The organism is Pantoea sp. B566 (assembly GCF_024793925.1).
Taxonomy (GTDB): domain Bacteria; phylum Pseudomonadota; class Gammaproteobacteria; order Enterobacterales; family Enterobacteriaceae; genus Pantoea; species Pantoea ananatis.
The window spans coordinates 1,469,241-1,494,315 of record NZ_JANUQL010000003.1 but is presented as its reverse complement, the minus strand read 5'-3'; the positions used below and the strand labels follow the sequence as shown (position 1 = coordinate 1,494,315).

Annotated in this window: 24 protein-coding genes; 17 read left to right on the top strand and 7 right to left on the bottom strand. The window is 56.7% G+C overall.

Features of this window, described 5'->3' with window-relative positions; translation table 11 throughout:
* Position 1: 1 nt before the first annotated feature.
* Entirely contained in the window at positions 2–1,465 is a 1,464-nt protein-coding gene (locus tag NYE92_RS08570) for a M48 family metallopeptidase (protein WP_014594290.1), read from the bottom strand.
* A gap of 352 nt (positions 1,466–1,817) precedes the next feature.
* Here NYE92_RS08570 and NYE92_RS08565 point away from each other — a divergent pair, with 352 nt between their 5' ends.
* From NYE92_RS08565 to NYE92_RS08535, 7 genes are all read left to right on the top strand, one after another.
* Positions 1,818–2,843 carry a substrate-binding domain-containing protein gene (locus NYE92_RS08565; protein WP_013026697.1) on the top strand — a complete coding sequence of 342 codons (1,026 nt, stop codon included), beginning with the start codon at positions 1,818–1,820 and terminating at the stop codon, positions 2,841–2,843.
* On the top strand, positions 2,827–3,849 hold the full coding sequence (locus NYE92_RS08560) for an ABC transporter substrate-binding protein (protein ID WP_014605289.1): 1,023 nt from the start codon (positions 2,827–2,829) through the stop codon (positions 3,847–3,849). Before NYE92_RS08565 ends, NYE92_RS08560 begins: the two co-directional genes overlap by 17 nt.
* The gene (locus NYE92_RS08555) at positions 3,849–4,730 is read left to right on the top strand and encodes an ABC transporter permease (protein WP_110015588.1); all 882 of its coding nucleotides are present in this window, start codon (positions 3,849–3,851) and stop codon (positions 4,728–4,730) included. Before NYE92_RS08560 ends, NYE92_RS08555 begins: the two co-directional genes overlap by 1 nt.
* Positions 4,727–5,542, top strand: a complete 816-nt coding sequence (locus tag NYE92_RS08550) for an ABC transporter permease (RefSeq protein WP_013026694.1) — start codon at positions 4,727–4,729, stop codon at positions 5,540–5,542. Before NYE92_RS08555 ends, NYE92_RS08550 begins: the two co-directional genes overlap by 4 nt.
* Complete coding sequence (locus NYE92_RS08545; protein ID WP_110015587.1) at positions 5,539–6,525, top strand: ABC transporter ATP-binding protein; 987 nt, start codon at positions 5,539–5,541, stop codon at positions 6,523–6,525. The genes NYE92_RS08550 and NYE92_RS08545 overlap by 4 nt, the downstream gene beginning before the upstream one ends.
* 11 nt (positions 6,526–6,536) lie before the next feature.
* Positions 6,537–7,367: a phosphodiesterase gene (locus tag NYE92_RS08540; RefSeq protein WP_028715449.1), complete on the top strand. Its 831-nt coding sequence runs from the start codon at positions 6,537–6,539 to the stop codon at positions 7,365–7,367.
* A gap of 155 nt (positions 7,368–7,522) precedes the next feature.
* Positions 7,523–9,103 (top strand): sensor domain-containing diguanylate cyclase, encoded by a 1,581-nt coding sequence (locus NYE92_RS08535; protein WP_105078826.1) that lies wholly within the window; start codon positions 7,523–7,525, stop codon positions 9,101–9,103.
* 52 nt (positions 9,104–9,155) lie between these two features.
* On the opposite strand, the gene NYE92_RS08530 is transcribed toward NYE92_RS08535, so the two are convergent.
* A complete protein-coding gene (locus NYE92_RS08530) occupies positions 9,156–9,974 on the bottom strand; it encodes an AraC family transcriptional regulator (RefSeq protein WP_259018862.1) in 819 nt (272 codons plus the stop codon).
* A 248-nt stretch (positions 9,975–10,222) separates the two neighbouring features.
* Between NYE92_RS08530 and NYE92_RS08525 the strand changes: the two genes are divergently transcribed.
* From NYE92_RS08525 to NYE92_RS08515, 3 genes are all read left to right on the top strand, one after another.
* On the top strand, positions 10,223–11,623 hold the full coding sequence (locus NYE92_RS08525; protein ID WP_064352285.1) for an MFS transporter: 1,401 nt from the start codon (positions 10,223–10,225) through the stop codon (positions 11,621–11,623).
* A 10-nt stretch (positions 11,624–11,633) separates the two neighbouring features.
* Entirely contained in the window at positions 11,634–13,589 is a 1,956-nt protein-coding gene (locus tag NYE92_RS08520; RefSeq protein WP_259018861.1) for a glycoside hydrolase family 127 protein, read from the top strand.
* A 242-nt stretch (positions 13,590–13,831) separates the two neighbouring features.
* On the top strand, positions 13,832–14,902 hold the full coding sequence (locus NYE92_RS08515; protein WP_013026686.1) for an AI-2E family transporter: 1,071 nt from the start codon (positions 13,832–13,834) through the stop codon (positions 14,900–14,902).
* 37 nt (positions 14,903–14,939) lie between these two features.
* Here the strand turns inward: NYE92_RS08515 and bcp are convergent, their stop codons facing one another.
* Complete coding sequence (gene bcp, locus NYE92_RS08510) at positions 14,940–15,407, bottom strand: thioredoxin-dependent thiol peroxidase (protein ID WP_014605294.1); 468 nt, start codon at positions 15,405–15,407, stop codon at positions 14,940–14,942.
* Positions 15,408–15,549: 142 nt separating this feature from the next.
* Entirely contained in the window at positions 15,550–16,131 is a 582-nt protein-coding gene (locus NYE92_RS08505) for a glycine cleavage system transcriptional repressor (protein WP_089517136.1), read from the bottom strand.
* 143 nt (positions 16,132–16,274) lie between these two features.
* Here NYE92_RS08505 and dapA point away from each other — a divergent pair, with 143 nt between their 5' ends.
* From dapA to ypfH, 6 genes are all read left to right on the top strand, one after another.
* Positions 16,275–17,153: a 4-hydroxy-tetrahydrodipicolinate synthase gene (gene dapA / locus NYE92_RS08500; protein WP_014594282.1), complete on the top strand. Its 879-nt coding sequence runs from the start codon at positions 16,275–16,277 to the stop codon at positions 17,151–17,153.
* Positions 17,154–17,167: 14 nt separating this feature from the next.
* Positions 17,168–18,199: an outer membrane protein assembly factor BamC gene (gene bamC / locus NYE92_RS08495; protein ID WP_259018859.1), complete on the top strand. Its 1,032-nt coding sequence runs from the start codon at positions 17,168–17,170 to the stop codon at positions 18,197–18,199.
* A 146-nt stretch (positions 18,200–18,345) separates the two neighbouring features.
* Entirely contained in the window at positions 18,346–19,059 is a 714-nt protein-coding gene (gene purC, locus NYE92_RS08490) for a phosphoribosylaminoimidazolesuccinocarboxamide synthase (RefSeq protein WP_014605296.1), read from the top strand.
* Positions 19,060–19,190: 131 nt separating this feature from the next.
* A complete protein-coding gene (locus NYE92_RS08485; RefSeq protein ID WP_013026680.1) occupies positions 19,191–20,057 on the top strand; it encodes a neutral zinc metallopeptidase in 867 nt (288 codons plus the stop codon).
* Positions 20,054–22,021: a tRNA(Met) cytidine acetyltransferase TmcA gene (locus NYE92_RS08480; protein WP_078829249.1), complete on the top strand. Its 1,968-nt coding sequence runs from the start codon at positions 20,054–20,056 to the stop codon at positions 22,019–22,021. The genes NYE92_RS08485 and NYE92_RS08480 overlap by 4 nt, the downstream gene beginning before the upstream one ends.
* Before the next feature lie 73 nt (positions 22,022–22,094).
* Positions 22,095–22,775, top strand: a complete 681-nt coding sequence (ypfH, locus tag NYE92_RS08475; protein WP_014605298.1) for an esterase — start codon at positions 22,095–22,097, stop codon at positions 22,773–22,775.
* Between the two features lie 35 nt (positions 22,776–22,810).
* On the opposite strand, the gene NYE92_RS08470 is transcribed toward ypfH, so the two are convergent.
* The 3 genes from NYE92_RS08470 to NYE92_RS08460 are packed head-to-tail and all read right to left on the bottom strand — an operon-like array spanning position 22,811 to position 24,519.
* Positions 22,811–22,999: a YpfN family protein gene (locus tag NYE92_RS08470; RefSeq protein ID WP_013026677.1), complete on the bottom strand. Its 189-nt coding sequence runs from the start codon at positions 22,997–22,999 to the stop codon at positions 22,811–22,813.
* A 22-nt stretch (positions 23,000–23,021) separates the two neighbouring features.
* Positions 23,022–24,149 carry a succinyl-diaminopimelate desuccinylase gene (gene dapE / locus NYE92_RS08465; protein WP_259018858.1) on the bottom strand — a complete coding sequence of 376 codons (1,128 nt, stop codon included), beginning with the start codon at positions 24,147–24,149 and terminating at the stop codon, positions 23,022–23,024.
* A 1-nt stretch (position 24,150) separates the two neighbouring features.
* Positions 24,151–24,519, bottom strand: a complete 369-nt coding sequence (locus tag NYE92_RS08460) for an ArsC family reductase (protein ID WP_014594275.1) — start codon at positions 24,517–24,519, stop codon at positions 24,151–24,153.
* 312 nt (positions 24,520–24,831) lie between these two features.
* On the opposite strand from NYE92_RS08460, the gene ypfM reads away from it, so the two are divergent.
* Complete coding sequence (gene ypfM / locus NYE92_RS23260) at positions 24,832–24,966, top strand: protein YpfM (protein ID WP_022623485.1); 135 nt, start codon at positions 24,832–24,834, stop codon at positions 24,964–24,966.
* The last annotated feature ends 109 nt before the right edge of the window (positions 24,967–25,075 follow it).

The following is a 25,075-nucleotide window of genomic DNA, read 5'->3' as shown; positions in this document are numbered from 1 at the left end:
TTTATCCTCGTTGATACTGCTTAAAGCGTTGCTGGAGCTGGCGTAGCTGGTCGATGCGGGCATCGTAACGGGCCTGTTTCAGGCTGCCGAGCGGCACCAGTGAACTGGCCCGGCTTAGGGCGCTAATGGCCTGATCCAGCTGGCCACTCAGCGCCAGACTTTCGGCGCGGGCAAAGAGCTCCTCATCTGTCAGCCCCTGCTGCGCGGAAGCCTGGGCCAGCAGATCCCATCCGTTGGTATCGTCTTTATGGGTCCAGGTATAGCGGTTGAGAATGCGGCTGGCGTTCGCCGGCTGTTTCGCTTCCACATAGGCATTAGCGAGGTTCAACTGGACGACCGGGCTGGTTTTTGAGGCCTGGGTCGCGGTCAGCATCGCTATCGCCTGCTGCGGCTGATTCAGGCCGATATCAATGTCAGTCATCAGGTCCAGCAGCCAGACATTTTCAGGTTGTTTCGCCAGTAACGGTGCCACGATCCTTTTCGCCTCACCAAAGCTTTTAGCCTGCAGGAACTGCACAGCTTTACCGTACTGCGAGGCCAGCTGTTCGCGGGAATTACCGTTAGCATATTGCGTAAGCAGTTCGTCCGTTAACTGGTTACGGCCAGTCGAATACATGCCTAAGGACCGCACTTTGGCCAGATAAAAGTCTTGAGACGACTGCACCACCACCGGACGCATCTGGTTCGCACGGTTGCGCGCATCGGCAAGACGGCTGTCAGGCAGGGGATGGGTTAACAGGATTTCCGGAGGCTTCGAAGAAAAGCGGCTCTGATCGGCCAGTTTTTGCAGGAAGTTGGGCATGGCTTGCGGGTCAAAACCGGCGCGCTGTAACACCTGAATACCGATGCGATCGGCTTCCTGTTCATTATTTTGGGTAAAGCTGATAATCCCCTGTTGGGTGCCGGCCAGCGTACCGGTCAATGCCGCCATGCCCATTTGTGGGCTGGCCATCGCCAGTAAAATTGAACCCAGCGCGCCCACCCAGGTGAGCGGGGCATTACGTTTTTGATCTTCCATTGCCCGCGCCAGATGGCGCTGCGTGACGTGGGAGATTTCATGGGCCATGACTGAGGCCAGCTGGCTTTCGTTATCCGTAAAACGGAACAGGGCCGCATGCAACACCACGTTGCCACCAAAGAAGGCGAAGGCGTTGAGCTCATCGTTCTGAATCAGGAAAAAGTGGAAGGGCGTTTTAACGGCGTCCGCATGCGAAACCAGCCGCTGCCCAAGTTGGTTGATGTACTGATTCAGCAAAGGATCGTTAATCAGCGGGGCACTGGCGCGGAGCTGGCGGACGTAGAAGTCGCCCATCTGTAGCTCCTGATTAATCGACAGGGTCGATCCTGCCGTGGTCCCCATATCCGGCAGCGAATCACTGATATCCGCACGGGCGGTCAACGGGCCGGATAACATCAGTGCAGGGAGTAGCGCAGCAAGCAGCGTCTTTTTAAACCGGTTCAACATGCCTTAATCCTGTAATGAATCCCTGATTTGGACAGGTAAGCAGCGGAAATGTTCTGTTTTTTCATCAACAGCGCTACGGTCTTCGTATCTTAACCACAGCCAGGGAAGAATGAAATGGCGTTATGGTAGTCGGGATTGGCGCATTGCCCCTTCCGGGCTTATCGGGTGCTTGCCAACCCCAACCGCCCTGTATCAGTAGTCAGAAAAAGGCATTCGTCTTGCTGCCCGCGCATTGACGACGTGGTGAACCGCTGTCACCGCAATGTCATCTTCCCGTGATGTTGATGTCACACAACCCCGTTAGGTTAAGCGCCAATGAGATCGATCTCATTATCGATTAACCGGGGGTGAAATGAGTGATTTAATCAGCGTGGCGGTTCTGGCCGGCGTTTCGCGAGCAACCGCGGCGCGTGCCTTTTCCGATCCCCATCTGCTTAAGCCCGGCACGCTGAAAAAAGTGCTGGAGGCCTCGGAGCAACTGGGTTTCAGACCTAACCACATTGCGCGCCAGCTCCGTACGCAAAGCTCCACGACGCTGGGCGTTTTGCTGCCTTCGCTCAGTAACCCGGTGTTTGCCTTGCAGCTTCAGGCCATGGAGCAACAGGCGCGTCTGGCGGGCTATGGCCTGCTGGTGGCCACGACCGATTACCAGCCAGAGCGTGAAGCCGCCATGATTGAACATATGCTGCGCCAGCGCGTCGCGGGCATGGTGCTGACCGTCTCCGACGCGGACAGCAGCACCGTATTAGCCCCGCTGGCAGAGGCGCGAATGCCCTTTGTTCTGGCGCATAACGTGCCGCAACAGCAAAACTGGCGCTGTGTCTATGTCGATAACCGCCGCGCAATGGCCGAAGCCACGGCGCACCTTATTGCGCTGGGTCATCAGCATATCGTGATGGCGGCGGGACCGATGCTGCAGTCGGATCGTGCCCGTCAGCGCTATCTTGGCTATTGCGATGCGATGCAGCAGGCAGGATTTGTCCCGAGGGCGCTAATTGATATGCCCAGCCATACCCAATCCAGATTCGAGCCCCTTTTACCGCTGATCAACAGCCCGGACCCACTGACCGCCGTCATCTGCAGTAACGATCTCCTGGCGATCAGCCTGCTGGGCGCGGCCGCCCGTGCCGGCATTCAGGTCCCGCACCAGCTGTCGGTCATGGGGTTTGACGGCATTGCTATAGGCGAACAGCTTTCACCCTCGCTGGCCAGCGTGGTACAGCCCAGCGATCGGTTAGGTGCCTGTGCCATCGATATGCTTCTTCAACCCTCTCATGATGACTCGTGCCTGCTGGACCACTGGTTGCGTTCAGGCGAGAGCATCGCTGCAGTCTTTCATTCGTCAACATCAGGGAACCATCATGTCTACACACAATAAAATCACCGTGCTTGCCAGGGCGGCGCTCTTCACCGCCTGTGCATTTTCCAGCCAGCTGGTGCAGGCTGCTGAGAATGCTATCTGCTACAACTGTCCACCTGAATGGGCAGACTGGGCGACCGAGCTTCAGGCCATCAAAAAAGATACCGGCATTGTGGTGCCGCAGGACAACAAGAACTCCGGGCAGGCACTGGCTCAACTGGTCGCCGAGAAAGATAATCCCGTTGCCGACGTGGTGTATTACGGCGTCAGCTTTGGTATCCAGGCGGCTCAGGCAGGCGTGATTGCTGACTATAAGCCGGCCAACTGGGATCAGGTGCCGGCAGGCATGAAAGATCCGGAAGGGAAATGGGTTGCGCTGCATTCCGGCACGATGGGCTTTATGGTCAACGTAGATGCGCTGGGCGGTGCACCCATTCCAACATCCTGGGACGATCTGCTGAAGCCAGAATACAAAGGGATGGTGGGCTATCTCGATCCGGCCAGTGCGTTTGTGGGTTACGTGGCCGCCGTGGCGGTGAATCAGGCCAAAGGCGGCAGTATGCAGGACTTCACTCCCGCGCTGACCTGGTTTAAAAAGTTGCAGGCGAACAAGCCTGTCGTGCCGAAACAGACGGCCTATGCCCGGGTGATCTCCGGCGAGATCCCCATTCTGCTGGATTACGACTTCAACGCTTATCGCGCCAAATATAAAGATCATGCCAATGTGGTGTTCGTGATCCCGCAGGAAGGGACGGTCACGGTGCCTTATGTCATCAGCCTGGTGAAAAACGCCCCGCACGCCGCTAACGGCAAAAAAGTCATGGACTACGTGCTGTCGGATAAAGGCCAGGCTATCTGGGCCAATGCCTATCTGCGCCCGGTACGGCCTTCAGCCATGTCTGCCGAGGCCAAAAAGCGCTTCCTGCCAGACAGTGATTACGCGCGCGCGCATACCGTGGACTATCAGCAGATGGCCGATGCACAGAAAGCCTTCTCTGCCCGCTACTTGAGTGAGATTCGGTAATGGCAGCGTCTGACGCCCGCAGCGATTTACCGGTGGCAACGCGCCACCGGTCACGCCGACGCGAGCAGGGGGCAAACTGGCCATGGATGCTGCTGCCAGCCTTACTGTTTTTTGCCGCGTTCTGGCTGTTACCTTTTGCCCGATTATTACAGATGGGCATGACGCCGGATCGCAGCACACATCACAGTGGCTACTGGACGGTAATTACCCAGCCGCAGTATCTGCAAAGCCTGGTGAATACCGTGCTGCTGTCGCTGACGGTAACGCTACTGACGTTGGTCATCGCCACCGTCGTAGGGTGCTTCCTCGCTCGCCAGCGTTTCACCGGACGCGGCACTCTGCTGGCACTGCTGACCTTTCCTCTGGCGTTTCCCGGCGTGGTGGTGGGGTTTTTAGTGGTGATGCTGGCAGGACGACAGGGCGTGCTGGCGCAGATCAGCCTGCGCCTGTTTGATGAGCGCTGGACGCTGGCTTACTCACTCACCGGGCTGTTCATTGGTTATCTCTACTTTTCGCTGCCGCGCGCCATTGTGACGTTGGTGGCCGCGAGTGAAAAACTGGATCGCTCGCTGGAAGAAGCCGCCCGTTCGTTAGGCGCCAGCCAGTGGCGCATTGTCTGGGATGTGATCGTGCCGGGACTTAAACCGGCACTGCTCTCCAGCGGTGCGCTGTGCTTTGCCACCAGTATGGGCGCATTTGGCACCGCGTTTACCCTGGGAACCGACCTGAGTGTGCTGCCGCTGACCATTTATGGCGAATTCACCAACTACGCTAACTTCGCCACGGCGGCGGCGTTATCGGTGGTCATGGGCGCTGTCGCCTGGGCTGGCTTAATGCTGGCGCGCGTACTCACCCAGTCAAAACAGGAGCCGTCATCATGAAGCGCCGTGGGCTGTTTTACCTGCAGGTCGCGATCACCACACTGACTGCACTGTTCATGATTGTGCCGGTGATCCTGTCTATGCTGGCGGGCGTGACGCAGAACTATTTTGTTGGCCTGCGCAGCGGACTGACGCTGAAATGGGTGGCGCAGGTTTGGGAGATGTACAGCGACACCTTTTGGCTGTCGTTGCTCATTGCCGTCAGCTGCTTGATCGTCAACGTGGCGATCGGCGTACCGGCCGCCTGGGGCTTACTGAAATCGCCCTCTCGCTGGGCATCGCGCATTGAAGAGTGCCTGATGTTGCCGGTGGCGCTTCCGGGCCTGGCCACCGCACTGGGCATTATCCTGCTGTATGGCCAGTTCAGCAGCCTGCGTGACAGCTGGGTGTTTATCCTGATTGGTCACGTCCTTTTTACGCTGCCGTTTATGATCCGCCCGGTACTGGCGGTGATGCAGGCGATACAACTGCCCCGACTGGAGGAGGCTGCCGCCAGCCTCGGGGCCGGCTTCTGGCGTCGCTTTTTCACCGTGGTGGTTCCCAACTGCCGCAACGGCATTCTCGCCGGGGCCTTTATGGTAATTACGTTATCGGTAGGCGAATTTAATATCACCTGGATGTTGCATACGCCACTGACCAAAACCCTGCCAGTGGGCCTGGCCGACAGCTACGCCTCGATGCGGCTGGAAGTCGGTTCTGCTTATACCCTGATCTTTATTTTAATGATTCTACCGCTGCTGTTGATGCTCAACGCCTGTAATCACTGGCTTGAACGCCAGTCTCGCCAACAACCAAGGGAGGAAAAAGCATGATTGTTGATGCGGTTAACGTCACGCTACGCGGCTGTGCGCGTCGCTTTCATCACCATCAGGCGCTGCACCCGCTGGATCTTAGCGTACGCGCAGGGGAAACCCTGGTTCTGCTGGGCCCGTCCGGCTGTGGCAAAACGACAACGTTGCGCATTATCAGTGGGCTGGAGAGCACTGACGCGCCGGGTGAAGTCTGGTTTGACGATCGCAACGTGACCGACCTGCCTATTGAGAAGCGTAACGTAGGAATGGTGTTTCAAAACTACGCCCTGTTTCCCACGCTTAACGTGGCGCAGAACGTAGCCTATGGGTTGAAAGTGCAGGGCATTCCGCGCCACGAGCGTGAGGCCCGGGTCAATGAGATGCTGGAACTGGTCGATCTCACGTCACTGGCACATCGTCATATCGACAAGCTCTCCGGCGGGCAGAAACAGCGCGTGGCGCTGGCAAGAGCGCTGGCGGCACGGCCTAAAGTGCTGCTGTTTGACGAACCGCTGGCGGCGCTGGATGCCAAACTGCGTGAGCGTCTGCGTCTGGAAATCGGGGGCCTGTTAAAAAAGCTGGCTATCACCGCCGTGTATGTCACTCACGATCAGCAGGAAGCTATGGCGCTTGGCGATCGTATCGCCGTCATGGAGCAGGGGCGCCTGGTGCAGATCGATACGCCGCAGGCCATCTATCAGCGTCCGGCCTCGCGTTTTGTGGCGGATTTCGTTGGCGCGATTAACTGCATCGCACGTGACGATCAAGGCCATCCGGTGCGTTTTTGTCGACCAGAGGATGTGCTGCTGGCAGACGAAGGCCGCTATGCGCAGCACGGCTGCATTGTTGCCAGCACCTTTCTCGGCGCGTCTCAACGCCTGATGATTGATATCGGGCTGGACAAGCCGATTCAGGTTGAACGTCACGCACGGGAAACCTGGCACGCCGGGCAGCGAGTGAGCTGGTCGCTGGCTAAGCAGGCCGCACTCGAATTTACCCTTTAAGGAGTCAACGTTTGTCCGTTAAACCTGTGCTGATTGCTCAAATCAGCGACTTGCATATTAAAGCGCACGGTCGTCTGTCGTATAAAAAAGTCGATACGTATAATGCCCTGTTACGGGCGATCGCAACCCTGAATGGCCTGACGCCCCGGCCCGATGCGGTGGTCATAACCGGCGACCTGGTGGATTTTGGTACGGCAGAAGAGTATCAGACGCTGCGGCAGGCGCTGGCCACCCTGGCGTTGCCGTTTTACCTGATGGCGGGAAATCATGACGATCGCCAGGCGCTACGGGCGGCGTTTCCCGATCATCCCTATCTGCAACAGGGCCCGACGCTCAACTGGCAACGGGAGGTTAAGGGGGTTCAGCTACTGGCGCTCGATTCCAGCGTGCCGCAGCAGCCGTGGGGCGAGCTTGATGAACAGCAGCTTGACTGGCTGGATGCCGCACTGACCGCGTCACCGGACAGCCCCGCGCTGGTGATGCTGCATCATCCGCCCTTTGTCTGCGGTATCGATCATATGGATCGCCAGCGTTTACGCGCCCCTGATGCGCTGGCGGCGATCGTCAGTCGTCATCCGCAGGTCGAACGTGTGCTGTGTGGCCATGTACACCGCGCGATTCAGACCCGCTTTGCCGGTACGCTGGCCTGCATTGCCCCCGGCGTATCTCATCAGGTTGCGCTGGATCTGCAACCGGATGGCCCGGCAAACTTCATGCTGGAACCGGCAGGATTTTTACTGCATCGCTGGCATCCGCAGCAGGGAATGACCACGCATCAGTGTGCGATTGGAGACTATGATGGCCCCTGGCCCTTTTATGATCAAAACGGGTTAATCGATTAAAAGCCATACGGGCTGACTTTTTGGTTAATGCCGCGCTTAAACCTGCTCAAATTGTCCTACAGCGTGTAAACTTACACGCTGTAGGACCGCAATCACGATAAAAACAACAGAGTCAGGCACAGCAAAATGAATCTTTGCACTGTGGCGTTCCCGCCATGCTCATAAATTTCCGTCCCCGGGCGGACTTACGCACGCTTATTGCGCTGCTGGTTATTGCCAGCATAGTCATCACGCTTGCCAATAATTTATATGCAACCTGGCGTGTGCAACGCATGGTGCTGATCGACAGCACCCTGGAAGCTAACCGCGCTTACGCTGCCAAACTGGCCTCCACCAGCGAAGTCTTTTTCCGGCTGGCGCAGTCCCAGTTGCACTTCAGTGCTAATTTACTGGGAAAAGATTTCAATAATGAGGCACTGCTCAAAGCGGAAGTGAACCGTCTACGTGAGCAGACCGACAGTTTTAACTCGGTCGCCGTGGTGGATGAAACGGGTACGGTGCGCGCAATTTCTCCCGAATCGCTGACCTTAACCGGGATGCATCTGACCAGCGATGCGGCCCGCGAAGCGCTGCAGACCCGGCAACCGCTGATTAGCAGACCGACACTCTCTGCCGCCAATAACCTGCTGATTTTTGTCTCATGGCCCATCTGGAATAACCAGGGACGCTATCTGGGCTATATTGGCGGGACGATTTACCTGAAAAAGAAAAGTATTCTGAATGCGCTGCTGGGTGAACAGTTTTATCGCGACGGCACCAGCGTATTTGTTCTCGACGGCGATAATCAGGTGCTGTATCACCAGAACCGCCAGATGGTGGGCAAAACCATGTCGCCACTGATGAGCGATCGGGAACGTCAGGAAAAAGATAACGGCTCGCTGGTCTTAACTGAGCCCGACAAACCGACCCGGCTGGCCGGCTACGCCATCGTCCCCACGACGGGCTGGATGGTGGTGGCGTTGAAACCTGTCGACGTCACGCTGCAACCGCTGTCGGGGTTGCTCCTGAAAGTCCTGAAGCATTCAGTGCCCTTTGCCTTACTGACCTTGCTGGTGGCGGTCATTCTGGCACGGATGATTGCCATGCCGCTCTGGCAACTGGCCCGCAAGGCCAGCAAGATTGATGCCTCAAGCGCCACCTACGAAATTGGCGGCATTCGGGCATGGTACTTTGAGGCCGCCCAGGTTAAACGGGCGCTGTTAACCGGTATTGGGCTGGTACAGGACAAAATTGGTCGCCTGAGTTCGGAAGCGCAGACCGATTCGCTAACGCTGTTACTCAACCGCCGCGGGCTTAACGCGGTACTCGATTACTACCAGACGATGCGCCAGCCTTTTGCCGTGCTCGCCCTGGATATCGATCATTTCAAAAGCGTCAATGACAACTGGGGACACGACGTCGGCGATCGGGTGATTCGGCAGGTGGCGCAGACGCTACGACAGAGCGCCCGGCAGTCGGATGTGGTCTGCCGTAACGGTGGTGAAGAGTTTTTAATGCTGTTGCCTAACACGCCTCTGAAAGAAGCTGAGGCGACGGCCGAGCGCATTCGCATCAGCATCGCGGATAACGCTATCGAGGCGGTCGGCCATATCACGATTTCCATCGGCGTAGCGGAATGGGATGCCCGGCGGCGGCCGCTGGAAAGCAGCCTGAAGCGGGCTGACGATGCCCTGTATCAGGCTAAGAACAGCGGTCGCAACTGCACCGTGGTTGCCAAACGCGTAAAAGCCTCTTGATCAAGACTGTGCGCTAACGGTTTCTGGCCCGCCCGGCAATCCGGGCGAGCCATCAGGAATTGATATGCTCGCGGCAGTAGCGTCGCTTCCAGCTGGCAGGTGTTAAGCCTGAATGCTTACGGAATATCTGACGGAAATAGCCCACATCATTGAACCCACACTGACGCGCTACCTCGGTTAACGGCAGCTTATCGCCGATCAGCAGCTTTTCTGCCATTAATACGCGCTGCCGGTGAAGGGCTTCCGTCAGCGTCAGGCGAAACACGCGCCGGTAAACACGTCCCAGATAATCGGCATTGCAATGCAGCGTTTTCGCCAGCGTGGAGGTTGAAAGCGCCAGGTGATACTGCGTGCGAATAAGCTGATTGGCTTTCCAGGCCAGGTCAACGCCGGGGCTGTCGACAACATCCTCGTGCAGCGCCGGAGCCGCGAGCTGCTGCAGTATAAGCAGTAAAATACATTCCAGTGCGACGCTGCGATGAATGTTTTCCTGCTCGCTGAGGAACTGCCGGAACAGGGCGATGATATAGGCCGGATCGCCAACACGAGTATGCTGGGGAAGGTGGAGCAGTGCCTGGTGTAAGCCATGCTGCTCAGGCTGTTTCTGCCAGTCAAAATGCAGCCAGTAAAATTTCAGATCGGCCGGAAAAATCCCTTCCCCCACATGCAAATGCCCTGGCCTCAGCAGCAGGCTTTCGCCCGCCTGCACGCTGAACAGCTCGCCATCCTCCCGAATCGTTAACTGCCCGCGTTCAACGAAAATGATCTCCCAGGAGGTCAGCCTGCGTGCAGGATGGGTTCCCACGCCGCGCGAAATAAACAGCCCGCCATTTTGCACCTGTATCGGAAACGTTATGGATAATTCGAACATCGTTATTCATTTTCCCGCTGCTACAGAGGTAATAAATGTCTTTCTCTCTGATTATTAACTAAAAAAAAGACATGTACCTGATCCAGTTCACACTTTGCTTCACAGGTCGGAATTACCCCGTTTTTATACTTTTTTGTGCTCTTGTTGGTGAACGGATTCCTGACAAAATAAATCGGGTTAAGCGCTAAAACACCAATAAGCCCGGCATAAAGCGGGCAATCCTCTCTGTCCTGCATGAGGCATTTTAAATGACTTCTACGACTATCGCTCAGGCCGATCTTAGCCCGTCGGCTACGCAGAGTGCGCTGTCCCTGCGAGAGAAAATAGGTTACGGCTTGGGTGACGCCGGTGGCACGGTGATCACCTGCCTGATCACCAACTTCCTGACGTTTTTCTACACCGATGTGTTTGGCTTAACGCCCGCGCTGGTCGGCACCCTGTTTATGGTGCTGCGCGTGTTTGACGCGGTCTCCGATCCGGTGATGGGCGTCATTGCCGACAGAACCCATAGCCGTTGGGGGCGCTTCCGCCCGTGGCAGCTCTGGGTGGCCGTTCCCCTTGGCCTCATTGGTGCGCTGACGTTCACCGTGCCCGCCGTCAGCATGGACATGAAAATTGTTTGGGCGTTTGCCACCTATCTGCTGCTCTCTGTCAGCTATACCGCCATCAACGTGCCCTATTGCGCGCTGATCAACACCATGACCACCCGCCACACAGAAGTGCTGGCCTGCCAGTCATGGCGCTTTGTATTGTGCGGGGTGGCCGGGTTTCTGGTTTCGGTAGGGCTGCCGTGGCTGGTCGCGGTGTTGGGTAAGGGGAATGCGGCCCTGGGCTATCAGTCTGGCGTCGGTATCCTGTGCGCTCTGGCGGTCGTGATGTTCCTGTGTTGCTTCTTTTGGGTCCGCGAGCGCGTACCGCTGGACAGCCTGGGCAAATTTACCCTGCGTGAGCATCTGGCCGGGCTACGCAAAAACGATCAGCTGTTGCTGATGCTGGTGATGTCTTTTTTGCTGATTAACGTGTTTAACATTCGCGGCGGCGGCTACATGTACTTCATTACCTATGTGTTACAGGGCAGCACGGCTTTCACGTCGCTGTTTTTTACCATGGTGACGTTAGCCTCCATTGTGGGAGCGGTGATCGTGAACCCGCTTTCCAGGCGCATTGACACCGTCCGGCTGTATTACTGGACCAACCTTGTGCTGGCCGCACTCGCAGTCATGATGTGGTTCCTGCCGGTCGGGCCGTCATGGCAGATATTGTGGCTGGTGGTGATCCTCAGTAATGGCATCATCCTCGGGTTCACTCTGCCGCTGCATTTTGCCCTAATGGCCTTTGCTGATGACTACGGCGAATGGAAAAACGGTGTCCGCTCGTCGGGCATGAATTTCGCGTTTAACCTGTTCTTTATCAAGCTTGCCTGGGCCTCCAGCGCCGTCATTATCAGCCTGCTGTTTGTCATCGTGGCTTATAAGCCAGGGATCGGCAATCAGACGGCTGCTTCCCTGCACGGTATTACCGCCACGGAAACCCTGTTACCGGCGCTGTTCCACCTGTTGCTGGCATTCACCATCCGCGCCTGCAAGCTCACTAACCCGATGATGGCGCAGATCGCCCACGACCTGCGTATTCGCCATGTTCCGTCTTGAGGAGAGTAAGATGTCTGTCAATGAAGTCGATCTGCATAAGCTGACTATCCACGATCCGTTTCTCGGTAAGTATCAACAACTGGTGCGGGAGGTGGTCATTCCTTATCAGTGGGAGGCGCTTAACGATCGGATCGAAGAAGCCGATCCCAGCCATGCCATCGAAAACTTTCGCATCGCGGCTGGCCAGCAGGACGGGGAATTCTATGGCATGGTGTTTCAGGACAGCGATGTAGCGAAATGGCTGGAGGCGGTGGCCTGGTCGCTTTGCCAGAAGCCTGACGCGGAACTGGAGAAAACGGCCGATGAGGTGATTGAGCTGATCGCGGCGGCGCAGTGCGAGGATGGCTATCTCAACACTTACTTCACCGTGAAAGCGCCGCAAGATCGTTGGACCAACCTTGCCGAGTGCCACGAGCTTTACTGCGCCGGGCACATGATTGAGGCGGGCGTGGCATTTTACCAGGCGACCGGCAAACGCCGTTTACTGGAGGTGGTGTGCAGGCTCGCCGACCATATCGACAGCGTCTTCGGCCCTGAGGAGCATCAGCTGCATGGTTATCCTGGCCATCCCGAGATCGAGCTGGCGCTGATGCGGTTGTATGAAGTGACTCAGCAACCACGCTATCTGGCGCTGGTGAATACGTTTGTCACGCAGCGCGGCACCCAGCCTCACTTCTATGATATTGAGTACGAGAAACGCGGTCAGACTTCCTACTGGCATACCTATGGCCCGGCATGGATGGTGAAGGACAAGGCTTACAGCCAGGCGCATCAGCCTCTTGCCGAACAGCAGCACGCAGTGGGCCACGCGGTGCGGTTTGTTTATCTGATGACCGGCGTAGCGCACCTCGCGCGTCTGAGTCAGGACGAAGGAAAGCGTCAGGACTGCCTGCGGCTGTGGCACAACATGGCTCAGCGGCAGCTTTATATTACGGGCGGAATCGGCTCCCAAAGCAGCGGTGAGGCGTTCAGCAGCGATTATGATTTACCCAATGACACGGTATATGCCGAAAGCTGCGCGTCCATTGGCCTGATGATGTTTGCCAGACGTATGCTGGAAATGGAAGCCGACAGCCAGTACGCCGATGTGATGGAGCGCGCGCTGTATAATACGGTACTGGGCGGTATGGCGCTGGACGGGAAACATTTCTTCTACGTCAATCCGCTGGAGGTGCAGCCGAAAACCCTGCATTTCAACCATCTTTACGATCATGTGAAACCGGTGCGCCAGCGCTGGTTTGGCTGTGCCTGTTGCCCACCGAACATCGCGCGTTTACTGACCTCGCTCGGTCACTATATCTATACGCCGCACGCGAATGCGCTCTTTATCAATCTCTACGTCGGCAACCGGGTTGATGTGCCCGTCGGCGATCGCACGTTGGGTATCCGTATCAGCGGTAACTTTCCCTGGGAGGAAACGGTCACGATTTCTGTCGATGCCACCCAGCCCGTAAAACATACGCTGGCGTTACGATTGCCTGACTGGTGCGAGGCGCCGCAGGTGAGCTGTAACGGTGAGGTGGTGACGGATCGCGCCCGCAAAGGCTACCTGTACATTGAACGGATTTGGCAGGAGGGCGACACGCTCACGCTAACGCTTCCGATGCCGGTGCGCCGGGTGTACGGTAATCCTCTCGTGCGTCATGTGGCGGGTAAGGTGGCTGTCCAGCGCGGGCCGATAGTCTACTGCCTGGAGCAGGCCGATAACGGCGAGCAGTTACACAATGTATGGCTGCCCGCGTCTGCGGCGTTCAACACCTTTGAAGGGAAAGGCGTCTTTGCGCACAAGGTAGTAATCCAGGCTGAAGGGGTGAAAAAGACCGCCCACGAGCCAGCGCAACAGCCGCTGTGGAACTACGACCGCGCACCGGCTGCACCGCAGAGCCAGACGTTAACGTTTATCCCCTGGTTCTGCTGGGCGAACCGGGGAGAAGGGGAGATGCGTATTTGGGTAAACGAAGCCTGACCCCAGAACATTGACCGACAGCGGGCCGGAAAGGCGTTCGGCCCGCTGTGAATAGAATCGGTGGCGATTCGCCTGCCAGTGGACAGCCTCAGCCAGGTTCAAACTCCCGTTAACAGGGCCGTGCAGGCCCGCCATCGCCCGGTCAACGAAAGCTGTCAGGCCACAGACTGCTTTTCACATCTTTCCCGCACCAGAATATCCGGTACAATCATGGCCCTTTTTGACGTTATGGACCCAACGGCATGCTGGCTTTATTGATTCAATGGTACAAACGCCGTTTTAGCGATCCGCAGGCGATTGGCCTGCTGGTGATTCTGCTGGCGGGATTCTGCATTCTTTTCTTTCTGAGTGGGTTGCTGGCGCCCTTGCTGGTGGCGCTGGTTCTCGCTTACCTGCTTGAATGGCCGACGGTACGGCTGCAACGCATTGGCTGTACGCGGAGCTGGGCGACCAGCATCGTGTTGGTGCTGTTTGCCGGGATTCTGCTGGTTCTGGTCTTGATTGTCGCCCCCGTCGCCTGGCAGCAGGGCATCAACCTGACGCGGGATCTGCCCAACATGCTGAACAAGCTCTATCTGTATGCGGCGGGTTTACCCCGACGTTTCCCCGCCCTGGTCGATGCGGGCATCATCGACGTCATCGTTGAAAACCTGCGCGGTCGTCTTAGCGGGGTAGGCGATTCGCTGGTGAAATATTCCCTGGCCTCGCTGGTAGGCTTGATGACCCTGATGATTTATCTCGTGCTGGTGCCGCTCATGGTGTTCTTCCTGCTGAAGGACAAAGAGCAGATGCTGAACGCCGTTCGGCGCGTGCTGCCGCGCAATCGCGGGCTGGCAGGGGAAGTGTGGCAGGAGATGAATCAGCAAATTACTAATTACATTCGCGGCAAGGTGCTGGAAATGGTGGTGGTCGGGATCGCCAGCTGGCTGGCTTTCATGTTCCTCGGCCTTAACTACTCGCTTTTGCTGGCCGTATTAGTGGGGGTTTCGGTTCTGATCCCCTATATCGGCGCGATGCTGGTCACCATTCCGGTTATTGGCGTAGGGTTGTTTCAGTGGGGGCTTGATAGCGAGTTCTGGACGCTGTTAACCGTCTATCTGGTGATTCAGGCACTGGACGGCAATGTGCTGGTGCCGATTTTGTTCTCAGAAGCGGTCAATCTGCATCCGCTGGTGATCATCTTGTCAGTGGTGATCTTTGGCGGAATGTGGGGATTCTGGGGCGTGTTTTTTGCGATTCCGCTCGCCACCCTGGTCAAGGCGGTGGTGCACGCGTGGCCTGAAGCCCCGCTGGATGAAACGCTGAGTCGCTAAACGTTCAGGGCGCGGACGATGCCGCGCCCTGAAGACATCAGGCTGACTTGAGGTAGTCCATCACGATGTCGTGGTGGTTTGACGTTTTGAAATCGTCGAACACCTTTTCGATTTTGCCATTCGCATCCACCAGGAAACTGATGCGATGAATGCCGTCGTAGGTTTTCCCCATAAAGGTTTTTTCACCCCAGACGCCAAACTGCTCGCAAACCTGATGCTCCTGGTCCGACAGCAGCGTGAAGTTAAGCAGCTCTTTTTCTGCAAAACGTGACAGCTTTTCGGGTTTATCCGTGCTGATCCCCAGCACCTCGACGCCAGCTTTTTTAAGTTCATCCATGTTGTCACGCAGACCGCATGCCTGCACGGTACAACCCGGCGTCATGGCTTTTGGATAGAAATAGACCAGAACACGCTGCCCCTGGAAGTCGGCTAAATTTACTTGTTCGCCATCCTGATCGGGCAAGCTAAATTTCGGTGCGGTATCACCGGCTTTCAGTGGATTCATCACATCTCTCCATTTTGAGTTCATGCTGTGGTTAATACACCAAGAGGCGAGAAACTGCCAAATGGAAAATTATCTGTTTCAGACGTATTCCTCACCTGACTGCACTTTTAACGTAGCAGAACAGTCACGGGGGCGCTCGTCTTTACCTGCCAGGTGCGGCCAGTTCACGATTATCGGCATCGCTCAGGCTGTAGAGACGCAACGAACCCTGCGCGTTAAGCTCCTGGCATAATTCATTAAAGGCCTGTTCAAAGGCCGGACCATCGCTCCGCGTCGGGCTGTGCGCCGTCATCTGAATATAGAGCGTAGCGGGCCTGTCGTGCTGGGCTGGCTGAATGCGTGACACCAGTTCAGCGATGTTCATCAGGTGCTTGTCCGTTAAATCCGTAAAGCGCTCAATAATATGCGGTGAGTCAGCGACTTCGACCTGAATAAACGCCGTATCCGGCATCGGAGGGCGGGCGGTCGCATGGGTGCGTTTCATCACGATGAGCAGCTCCAGCTCTGCGCCTTTAAGCGGCAGCGTTGACTCAATCAGCGTAATGGCGTTCCAGCTACCGGACAGCAGCATAATGAACGTGAATTCATCCCCAAGCATGGCAAGGCGACTGTCTTCGATGTTGCAACCGCAACTGCTGACGTGACGGGTAATCGTATTGACGATACCCGGGCGGTCAACACCCAGTGCGGTGATCACCAAGTGGTGGGGTTGAGATTGCTGCAAAATAGGATTCCCTGTGCATTTGCTAATAACCATAAGGTAAACATAAAAAAAACTGCTGACAAGCGCGGGAATAGCGGAGCTTGCTTGCTTTTCCCTAAGTGTAAAACGTACCATGAAGCACTTGTTTGTCGAGGGGATCGCCAATGTTTACGGGAAGTATTGTTGCACTCGTTACGCCGATGGATGACAAAGGTAATGTCTGCCGTGCGAGTTTGAGAAAACTGATTGATTACCATGTCGCCAGCGGTACGGCGGCGATCGTTTCCGTCGGCACCACCGGCGAGTCTGCCACGCTGAGCCATGACGAACATGGTGATGTCGTGCTGCAAACCCTGGAACTGGCGGATGGGCGTATTCCCGTGATTGCCGGAACCGGTGCGAATGCCACCGCTGAAGGCATCTCTCTAACCAAACGCTTTGAAAATTCTGGCGTTATTGGCTGCCTCACCGTCACACCTTACTATAACCGCCCCACGCAGGAAGGCCTGTTTCAGCACTTTAAAGCGATTGCCGACAGTACCAGCCTGCCACAAATGCTGTATAACGTACCTTCGCGCACCGGCTGTGATATGTTGCCGGAAACTGTTGCCCGCCTCGCCGAAATCAAAAATATTATCGGAATCAAAGAGGCAACGGGGAACTTATCCCGTGTCAGCCAGATCCAAGAGCTGGTTAATGATGAGTTCATCCTGGTGAGCGGCGACGATGCCAGCGCACTGGACTTTATGCAACTGGGCGGCAAAGGCGTCATTTCGGTGACGGCTAACATAGCAGCACGCGAAATGGCCGAGCTGTGCAGGCTCGCACAGCAGGGTAATTTCGTTGAAGCTCGCCGTCTCAATCAGCGTCTGATGCACCTGCACCAGACGCTTTTCTGTGAACCTAATCCAATCCCGGTTAAATGGGCGGCAAAACAGCTAGGATTAATCGCTAATGACACGCTGCGTCTGCCAATGACACCACTGACTGCGGTTGCACAGCCGAAAGTGGAGCAGGCGCTGGTGAAAGCGGGTTTGCGATAATTTAGGGAGTTTGAATGAATTACTCAGTAAAGCGGTCAACGATTGCAACAGTGGTGGGGCTTTCCACCCTGATGCTATTGTCGGCCTGTTCGAACGATCAGCGTTACAAACGCCAGGTCAGCGGTGATGAGTCCTACCTGCAGGCCAGTGGTCTGCGGGAGCTGAAGGCACCGTCGGGCATGATTCTGCCTGTCCAGAACGGGGAATACGATATTCCGCCTTCAACCAGCAAAGCGCCGGTTGGCAAGCAGCTGGATATTCGTCCACCAGCCCAGCCTCTGGCTCTGATGAACGGCTCACGCGCCCAGTTCAGTAATAACACTGGTGTGCTGATGTTTGATAACAGCCGCGGATCGATTTGGTCGCAGGTTGTGGGTGTCGTCCAGTCTAATAACTTCCCGATCGCTTCCCGTAATGACGCCGGACAACAGCTGACCACCGACTGGGTACAGTGGAACCGTGCAGACGAAGATAAGCAGTACCGTGGTCGTTACCAAATCAGCGTTCAGTCGCAGAGTTATCAGCAGGTCCTGACCGTCCGTCTGCTGGAGCTGCAGCAGGAAGGCAACAGCGTGACCTCGCCAGTGCAGATTCAGCGTTATACCGCGCAGATGCTGAACGACATCGCCGCAGGGATGGACAAGATCGCCACCGCGAATGAAAACGCTGCCGCCGGCCGCGTCAGTGGTGCGATTGATGTGCAAAGCGGTGCCGACGACACCGGCCTGCCTATGCTGGTGTTACGCACGCCTTTCAATGTTGCCTGGCAGCGTCTGCCTGCGGCCATGGGCCGTGTAGGAATGGACGTCACCGACAGCACGCGCTCAACCGGCAGCATGAAAGTGACCTACAAAGCGCCGGGCAGCAGCACCTGGGACAGCGTGGGCGCCAAAGATCCTGAGTTGCCAAACGGCGATTACAAGGTTCAGGTTGGCGACCTCGACAACCGTACCAGTCTGCAATTTATTGATCCTAAAGGCCATGTGCTGACGCAGGCGCAAAACGACGCGCTCGTGGCAGTGTTCCAGGCCGCAATGAACAAATAAAAAATTACCCCAGGCCGGAGATTCTCCGGCCTTTTTATTTCGTTTTTTGGCATAATAGCGCGAGACGAGGTAATCGATTGCGTCACGGCAATCAACGCAAAATGCCTGCCTCAGAACCGGATCTTTCATGTTTGGAGTTAAATAAGATGCAAAAGCGAGCTGAGTTGTATCGCGGTAAAGCGAAAACCGTATACAGCACCGATAACCCGGATCTGCTGATACTTGAATTCCGCAACGATACATCAGCAGGCGACGGCGCCCGCATTGAGCAGTTTGATCGCAAGGGCATGGTGAATAACAAGTTCAACCATTTCATCATGACGAAGCTGCAGGAAGCGGGCATCCCGACACAGATGGAAGCCCTGCTGTCAGATAACGAAGCGCTGGTGAAAAAGCTGGACATGGTCCCGGTCGAGTGCGTAATCCGTAACCGTGCGGCCGGTTCGCTGGTGAAGCGTCTTGGCGTCGAAGAAGGGATTGTGCTGAACCCGCCGCTGTTCGACCTGTTCCTGAAGGACGATGCTAAACACGATCCGATGGTTAACGAATCTTACTGCGAAACCTTTGGTTGGGTCAGCAAAGAGAATCTGGCCCGTATGCGTGAGCTGACCTATAAAGCCAACGACGTACTGAGCAACCTGTTTGATAAGGCTGGTTTGATTCTGGTGGACTTCAAGCTGGAGTTTGGCCTGTTCAACGGCGAAGTGGTACTGGGGGACGAATTCTCACCCGATGGTGCGCGCCTGTGGGACAAAGAAACCCTGGATAAAATGGACAAAGACCGTTTCCGTCAGAGCCTGGGTGGCCTGATTGAAGCCTATGAAGCGGTAGCCCGTCGCCTGGGCGTCAAACTTGACTGAGTAACGCTCAGCAGGTCACGAAAAGGAGAGCGCAGGCTCTCCTTTTTCATTTTGGTGTAAAGCTGGTGATTGCGCCGTCACGCATCTAAAATCATGCCATCTGAGTTAATACGCCACAGGGAGCAAAAACCATGCGCTGGCAAGGACGTCGCGAAAGCGACAATGTCGAAGATCGCCGTAATCAGTCATCCGGTAACCGGGGAGGACGCATTCCTCTGCCACGCGGCAAGGCGGGCATTATCATGCTGATTCTGGTCGCGGTGGCGGGTTATTACGGTTATGACCTGACCCCGTTGCTGACCGGGGGCGAGGTGACATCGGGCAACCAACAGCAGCAGCAGCGCACCGCCAACCCGAATCAGGATGAGGCGGCAAAGTTTACGTCGGTCATGCTGGCGACAACCGAAGACACCTGGGACAAGTTGTTCAAACAGATGAACAAACAGTATACGCCGCCGAAGCTGGTGATGTATCGCGGCGCTACGCGCACCGGCTGCGGCACCGGACAGTCTGTTATGGGGCCCTTTTACTGCCCGGCAGACCAGACTGTTTATATCGATCTGTCATTCTATGACGAAATGAAAAACAAGCTTGGGGCAGGCGGCGATTTTGCCCAGGGCTATGTCATTGCGCATGAAGTCGGCCACCATGTGCAGAAGTTGCTGGGCATTGAACCCCGGGTACGTCAGATGCAGCAGGGGGCCAGCCAGACTCAGATTAATCAACTGTCCGTGAAAATGGAGCTTCAGGCCGACTGCTTTGCGGGCGTCTGGGGCCACTATATGGAACAGGAAAAAATCCTCGAAGTGGGGGATTTACAGGAAGCGTTAAACGCAGCCGAAGCCATTGGTGACGATCGTCTGCAGCAGAAAACCCAGGGCCGGGTTGTGCCGGACAGCTTTACGCATGGTACGTCCGCGCAGCGGTATACCTGGTTCAAACGCGGATTCGACAGCGGTAACCCTGGCCAGTGCGACACCTTTGCTCTTAAAGGATGAACCTGAAAGCAGCGACCTGTGCCATGCAGGCCGCCGGTATACGGCGGCTGGCCGTGATCGGCGGCGAAGCCGACTGGTGCCGGGACACCGCGCTCTCATGGAGCCAGACGCTGGAAGGCGACTGGCTGTGGCTGAGCGATAACCCACCGGAAACCGGCACGCACTGCGCCCCGACCGCATTTCGTACGCTGCTGGGGCGTGAATTCCATCATGCCGTGTTTGATGCCCGCCAGGGGTTCCATGCCGAGGCGCTGGCGGCGCTGGCCGGAACGCTGACGGCCGGTAGCTGGCTGCTTCTGTTAGTGCCCCCCTGGGCGCGCTGGGCGCAGCAGCCCGATGCGGACAGCCTGCGCTGGGCTGATGTCAGCGAGCCGATTGCCACGCCCCATTTTGTCCATCACCTGCAACGCCTGACGGAAGACGATCAGCAGGCGCTGTTGCATCAGCAGCCGCAGCCGCTCGCGCTGCCCAACTGGTCGTCTCGGCCGGCCTGGCACTGTCAGGCCGCGAGTCAGCAGCAAAGCATTCTGCAAGAGCTGACGCATTTTTCTGCTGGCGTGGCGGTCATCACCGCCGCGCGCGGCAGAGGCAAATCGGCGCTCGCAGGCATGCTGGCGCGACAGAATACGCGCTGCCTGGTAACCGCACCGGCAAAAATTACCACCACAGTGTTAGCCTCTTTCGCCGGAGAACATTATCGGTTTATGGCACCGGATGCGATTCTGGCGCTGCCCGACCAGCCCGAGTTTGACTGGCTCATCGTGGATGAAGCCGCGGCCATTCCCGCTCCGCTGCTCCATGCGCTGGTAGCACGTTTCCCGCGCGTGTTGCTGGTAACGACCATTCAGGGTTACGAAGGCAGCGGCCGTGGCTTTATGCTCAAGTTCTGCGCTGAGCTGCAGCAGGTGCGCTACTTTACGCTGGACGAACCGTTACGCTGGGCTCGCCACGATCCCCTGGAACACTGGCTCAACCGGGCTCTGCTGTTTGAGGATGCCGCTGAAACCCCGTCCCTGGAGGAGCGTGCGCCCCGGCGAGCAGAGGCGTCTGATTTCGCCGCCCAGCAGGCGGCTTACCAACTGCTGACCAGTGCGCATTACCGCACCTCACCGCTGGATCTGCGTCGCCTGTTGGATGCGCCAGGCATGCATCTGTGGCTGGCGGGCGAGGTTCCGGCGCTACAGGGCGCGCTATGGTTGGTAGAAGAGGGCGGGCTGACGGATGAACTGGCGCAAGCGGTATGGGCGGGCCACAGGCGGCCTCGCGGTAATCTGGTGGCGCAGTCGCTGGCCGCGCACGCCGGGCTGACGGAAGCCGCCACGCTGCGCGCCTTGCGAATTAGCCGGATTGCCATTGCCGCACCTGCGCGCCGCCGGGGAATCGGCCAGCAACTGGTGGCCGCCGCCTGCGCGGATGCCGCCGGATATGATTACCTCTCGGTCAGCTTTGGCTACACTGAACCTCTCTGGGCTTTCTGGCAAGCCTGTGGCTTTACGCTGGCGCGAATTGGCAGTCAGCGAGAAGCCAGCAGCGGTTGTTATGCGGCGATGGCCGTGCTGGGGCTGACGACGGCCGGCAAAGCGCTGCAGCAGAAGGCGGAGGGAAGCCTGGCCCGTGACTGGCCGCTGCTCAGACCGCACATTCCGCTGGACCTGCCGCTACCGGCAGCCTGTGACCACGCGTTTACCCGGCGCGATGCCTGGCTGGCCGCCGGTTTTGCCTGGGCGCAACGCCCGCTGGAAGCAAGCCTGGCGGTACTTCAGCGGCTGGTTGGCATCAGCCAGCAGCCTTTGCCGCTCCTGCGACAGGCGGTGAACGCTGACACCAGCCTGGCTGAACTGGCTCAGTCTGCCCGGCTCAACGGACGCAAGATGCTGATTACGGCCTTACGCGCTGAAGCCGCCGCTGCGCTACTGGCGTTACCCGGCAGAGAAGGCGAAGCGTTGCGCGAGCAATTGCAATAAATCCACCAAGACATTCAAATATTCCCACTATCATCCTGCGCCCGGGGGCGTAGAGTAGTCGCAGGAGGTCGATATGACACTGAAATATGTAATTGTTCAGCAGCCCACTCAGGCTGCCCAGCTGTTTCTGCTTTATCATGCCGTGGGGGACAATCCCGACGCGATGGGCCAAATTGGCAGCTGGTTTGCTAAAACGTTTCCGGCGGCGCTGGTGGTGTCGGTGGGATCGCCGGGGCCGGGCGGTCAATGGTTTAACGAAGCCGGCCTGCATGATAAAAGCGAGCAGGCCTGTGTAGACAGCAGCATGCCGCAGTTTGTCGAGTCGGTGCGTCACTGGCAGCAGAAAAGCGGGGTGCGTCCCGAAGCCACGGCACTGGTGGGGTTTTCGCAGGGGGCCAGCATGGTGCTGGAAGGCATCAAAGCCCACGACGATCTGGCTGGCCGGGCGGTTGCCTTTAGCGGTCGCTTTGTGACGCTACCGGAAAAGGCCAGCACGCGGACTACCGTGCATCTGATCCATGGTGATTATGATGACCATATCCCGCTGATGCAGGCGCAACAGGCGGAACAGCGTTTAACCGCGCTGGGCGGTGATGTCACGCTGAATATCGTAGAGGATTTGGCGCATGCCATCGATCAGCGCAGCATGGATTTTGCGCTGCATCATTTGCAGTATACCGTGCCCAAACGTTACTTCGATGAAGCCTCAGGCGGGGCAAAACCTGGCGATGACGATGTCATTATGATGATGTAACCGCGCGCCCTCGCGATGGCGGGGGCGCATGACCGTTATTTTTTCTTCGGCCAGTTGTCGTCCTCGTCCCACTTGTCGTTGAAATCACGATGAGGCGGGAGATCGGGTTTGTTATCCATAAATTTTTTATGATCGATGCGTTTCAGATCTTTATAGACGTTCATTAACACGCCCACCATCAGCAGGATCACCAGGATCCACCAGTAATCTTTAATAAACTCCATAGGCCCGCTCCTTCCCTCGCTGTCAGGCGATCAATTGTTCCATGATGCGTTGATACATCCGACTCAGCATTTGTAAGTCTGATGCTTTCACGCATTCGTTAATTTTGTGAATCGTGGCATTCACCGGACCCAGTTCCACCACCTGCGAGCCCATACGAGCGATAAAACGTCCGTCAGAGGTTCCACCAGAAGTCTGCAACTGCGGCTTAATTTCATTATAGTGCGTAACGGCGTTGACCACGGCATCAACCAGCTTGCCGCGTGAGGTCAGGAATGGCTGGCCGGAAAGCTTCCACTCAATGGTGTAACGCAACTGATGGCGGTCCAGCATTTCTGCGACACGCTGCTGAATCAGGGTATCGGTGAGTTCCGTACTGAAACGGAAGTTGAACTGCACAAACAGCTCGCCGGGGATGACGTTGTTACTGCCGGTTCCCGCCTGAATGTTGGCGATCTGCATGCTGGTGGCCGGGAAAAAGGCGTTACCCTGATCCCATTCCGTGGCGACCAGCTCGTTAAGCGCCGGCAGAGCACGGTGCACGGGATTATCCGCCAGTTGAGGATAGGCTACATGGCCCTGTACGCCATGCACGGTCAGGTTCGCGGTGATGGAGCCACGACGACCATTTTTCACGACGTCACCCACGACTTCGTTGCTGGAAGGTTCTCCGACCAGGCAATAATCCAGACGCTCGTTACGCGCCATGAGGCGCTCAACCACTTTTACCGTTCCGTTCGCGCCGCTGGCTTCTTCGTCAGACGTAATTAAAAATGCCAGACGCCCCTTGTGATGAGGATGAACGGCGACAAACCGCTCGGCGGCAACAACCATGGCGGCCAGCGAGCCTTTCATATCCGCTGCACCGCGCCCAAACAGCATGCCGTCGCGGATGGTGGGTTCAAACGGGGGATTAATCCAGCGGCTGGCATCGCCCGGGGGAACAATATCGGTGTGGCCGGCAAACGCCAGGGTTTCGCCTTCGCCGCGCGTGGCCCAGAAATTCAGCGTGTCGTTGATGTTCATGGTTTCGATGTGGAAACCTATCGCTTCCAGGCGTGCGATCAGCAGCGCCTGACATCCGGCGTCATCGGGGCTGAGAGAAGGGCGACGAATAAGCTGCTGCGTCAGCTCAATGACCGGACAAAACATATTATGACTTCTCCTGAAGACGATTCTGGTAAAGAGATTCGCTGAAGCCCAGCAGCAGCGAGCCGTCGGGTGCGCGCAGGACAGGGCGCTTGATGATAGCAGGCTGGGCCAGCATCAGCGCTTTTGCACTGGCGGCATCGGTGATGGCCTCGCGCTCTGCCTCGGGTAGCTTACGCCAGGTCGTGCCGCGCGTGTTGAGCAGATCCTGATAGCCCAGTACGTCGATAAACTGCTGCAGCTGGTCACCGGTCAGGCCGTCAGCACGATAATCATGGAAGCGATAGTCCACGCCCGCCGCCTCTAAACAGCGACGTGCTTTTTTAATCGTGTCGCAATTTTTAATCCCAAACATGACCCACTGCGCGCTCATCGCCTGCTCCTGTCATTAAAATTAGCTCTGGAGTTTACCATAGTGTGATCTGATGCAGCATCCGCCCGATCGCGCCTGTATCGAAAAATACCCTGCACAGAGGCGTTTCCCGTCGGGGGTAAACGGTTTCAGTTTTGCCTCTAATGATTTCGCGGTTTATCATTTCGGAATTAAGAATTTCCTTAATTGTGATTTTTAGGCTACGTCCTGGTCAAAACCGCATTAAAACCTGTCAGCTTAGGCCCTTGCTGAAGTGTGCGTCAGCCAGCAAATCAGAAAATACTCAGCTTTTTGTCGCCTTTGCCGATAGTAATGACAGGTGTAAACGTATTCACCAGGCGAAAAAAAAGGCGTAATATTGCCACTACAATAAGAGAGGGTTCTATGATTGACACCGAAATGGGGAACTGGAAAGAATTCATCGAAGCGATGTTACGCAACAAGTAACACGTGAGGAGAAAAGCAGGGCACTTTCCCCTCTGCTGTAATTCTGACCACACACACGAATAAAACGGCCGCTGCGAACAGAGGCCGTTTTTTTTGCCTGATTGAGGCG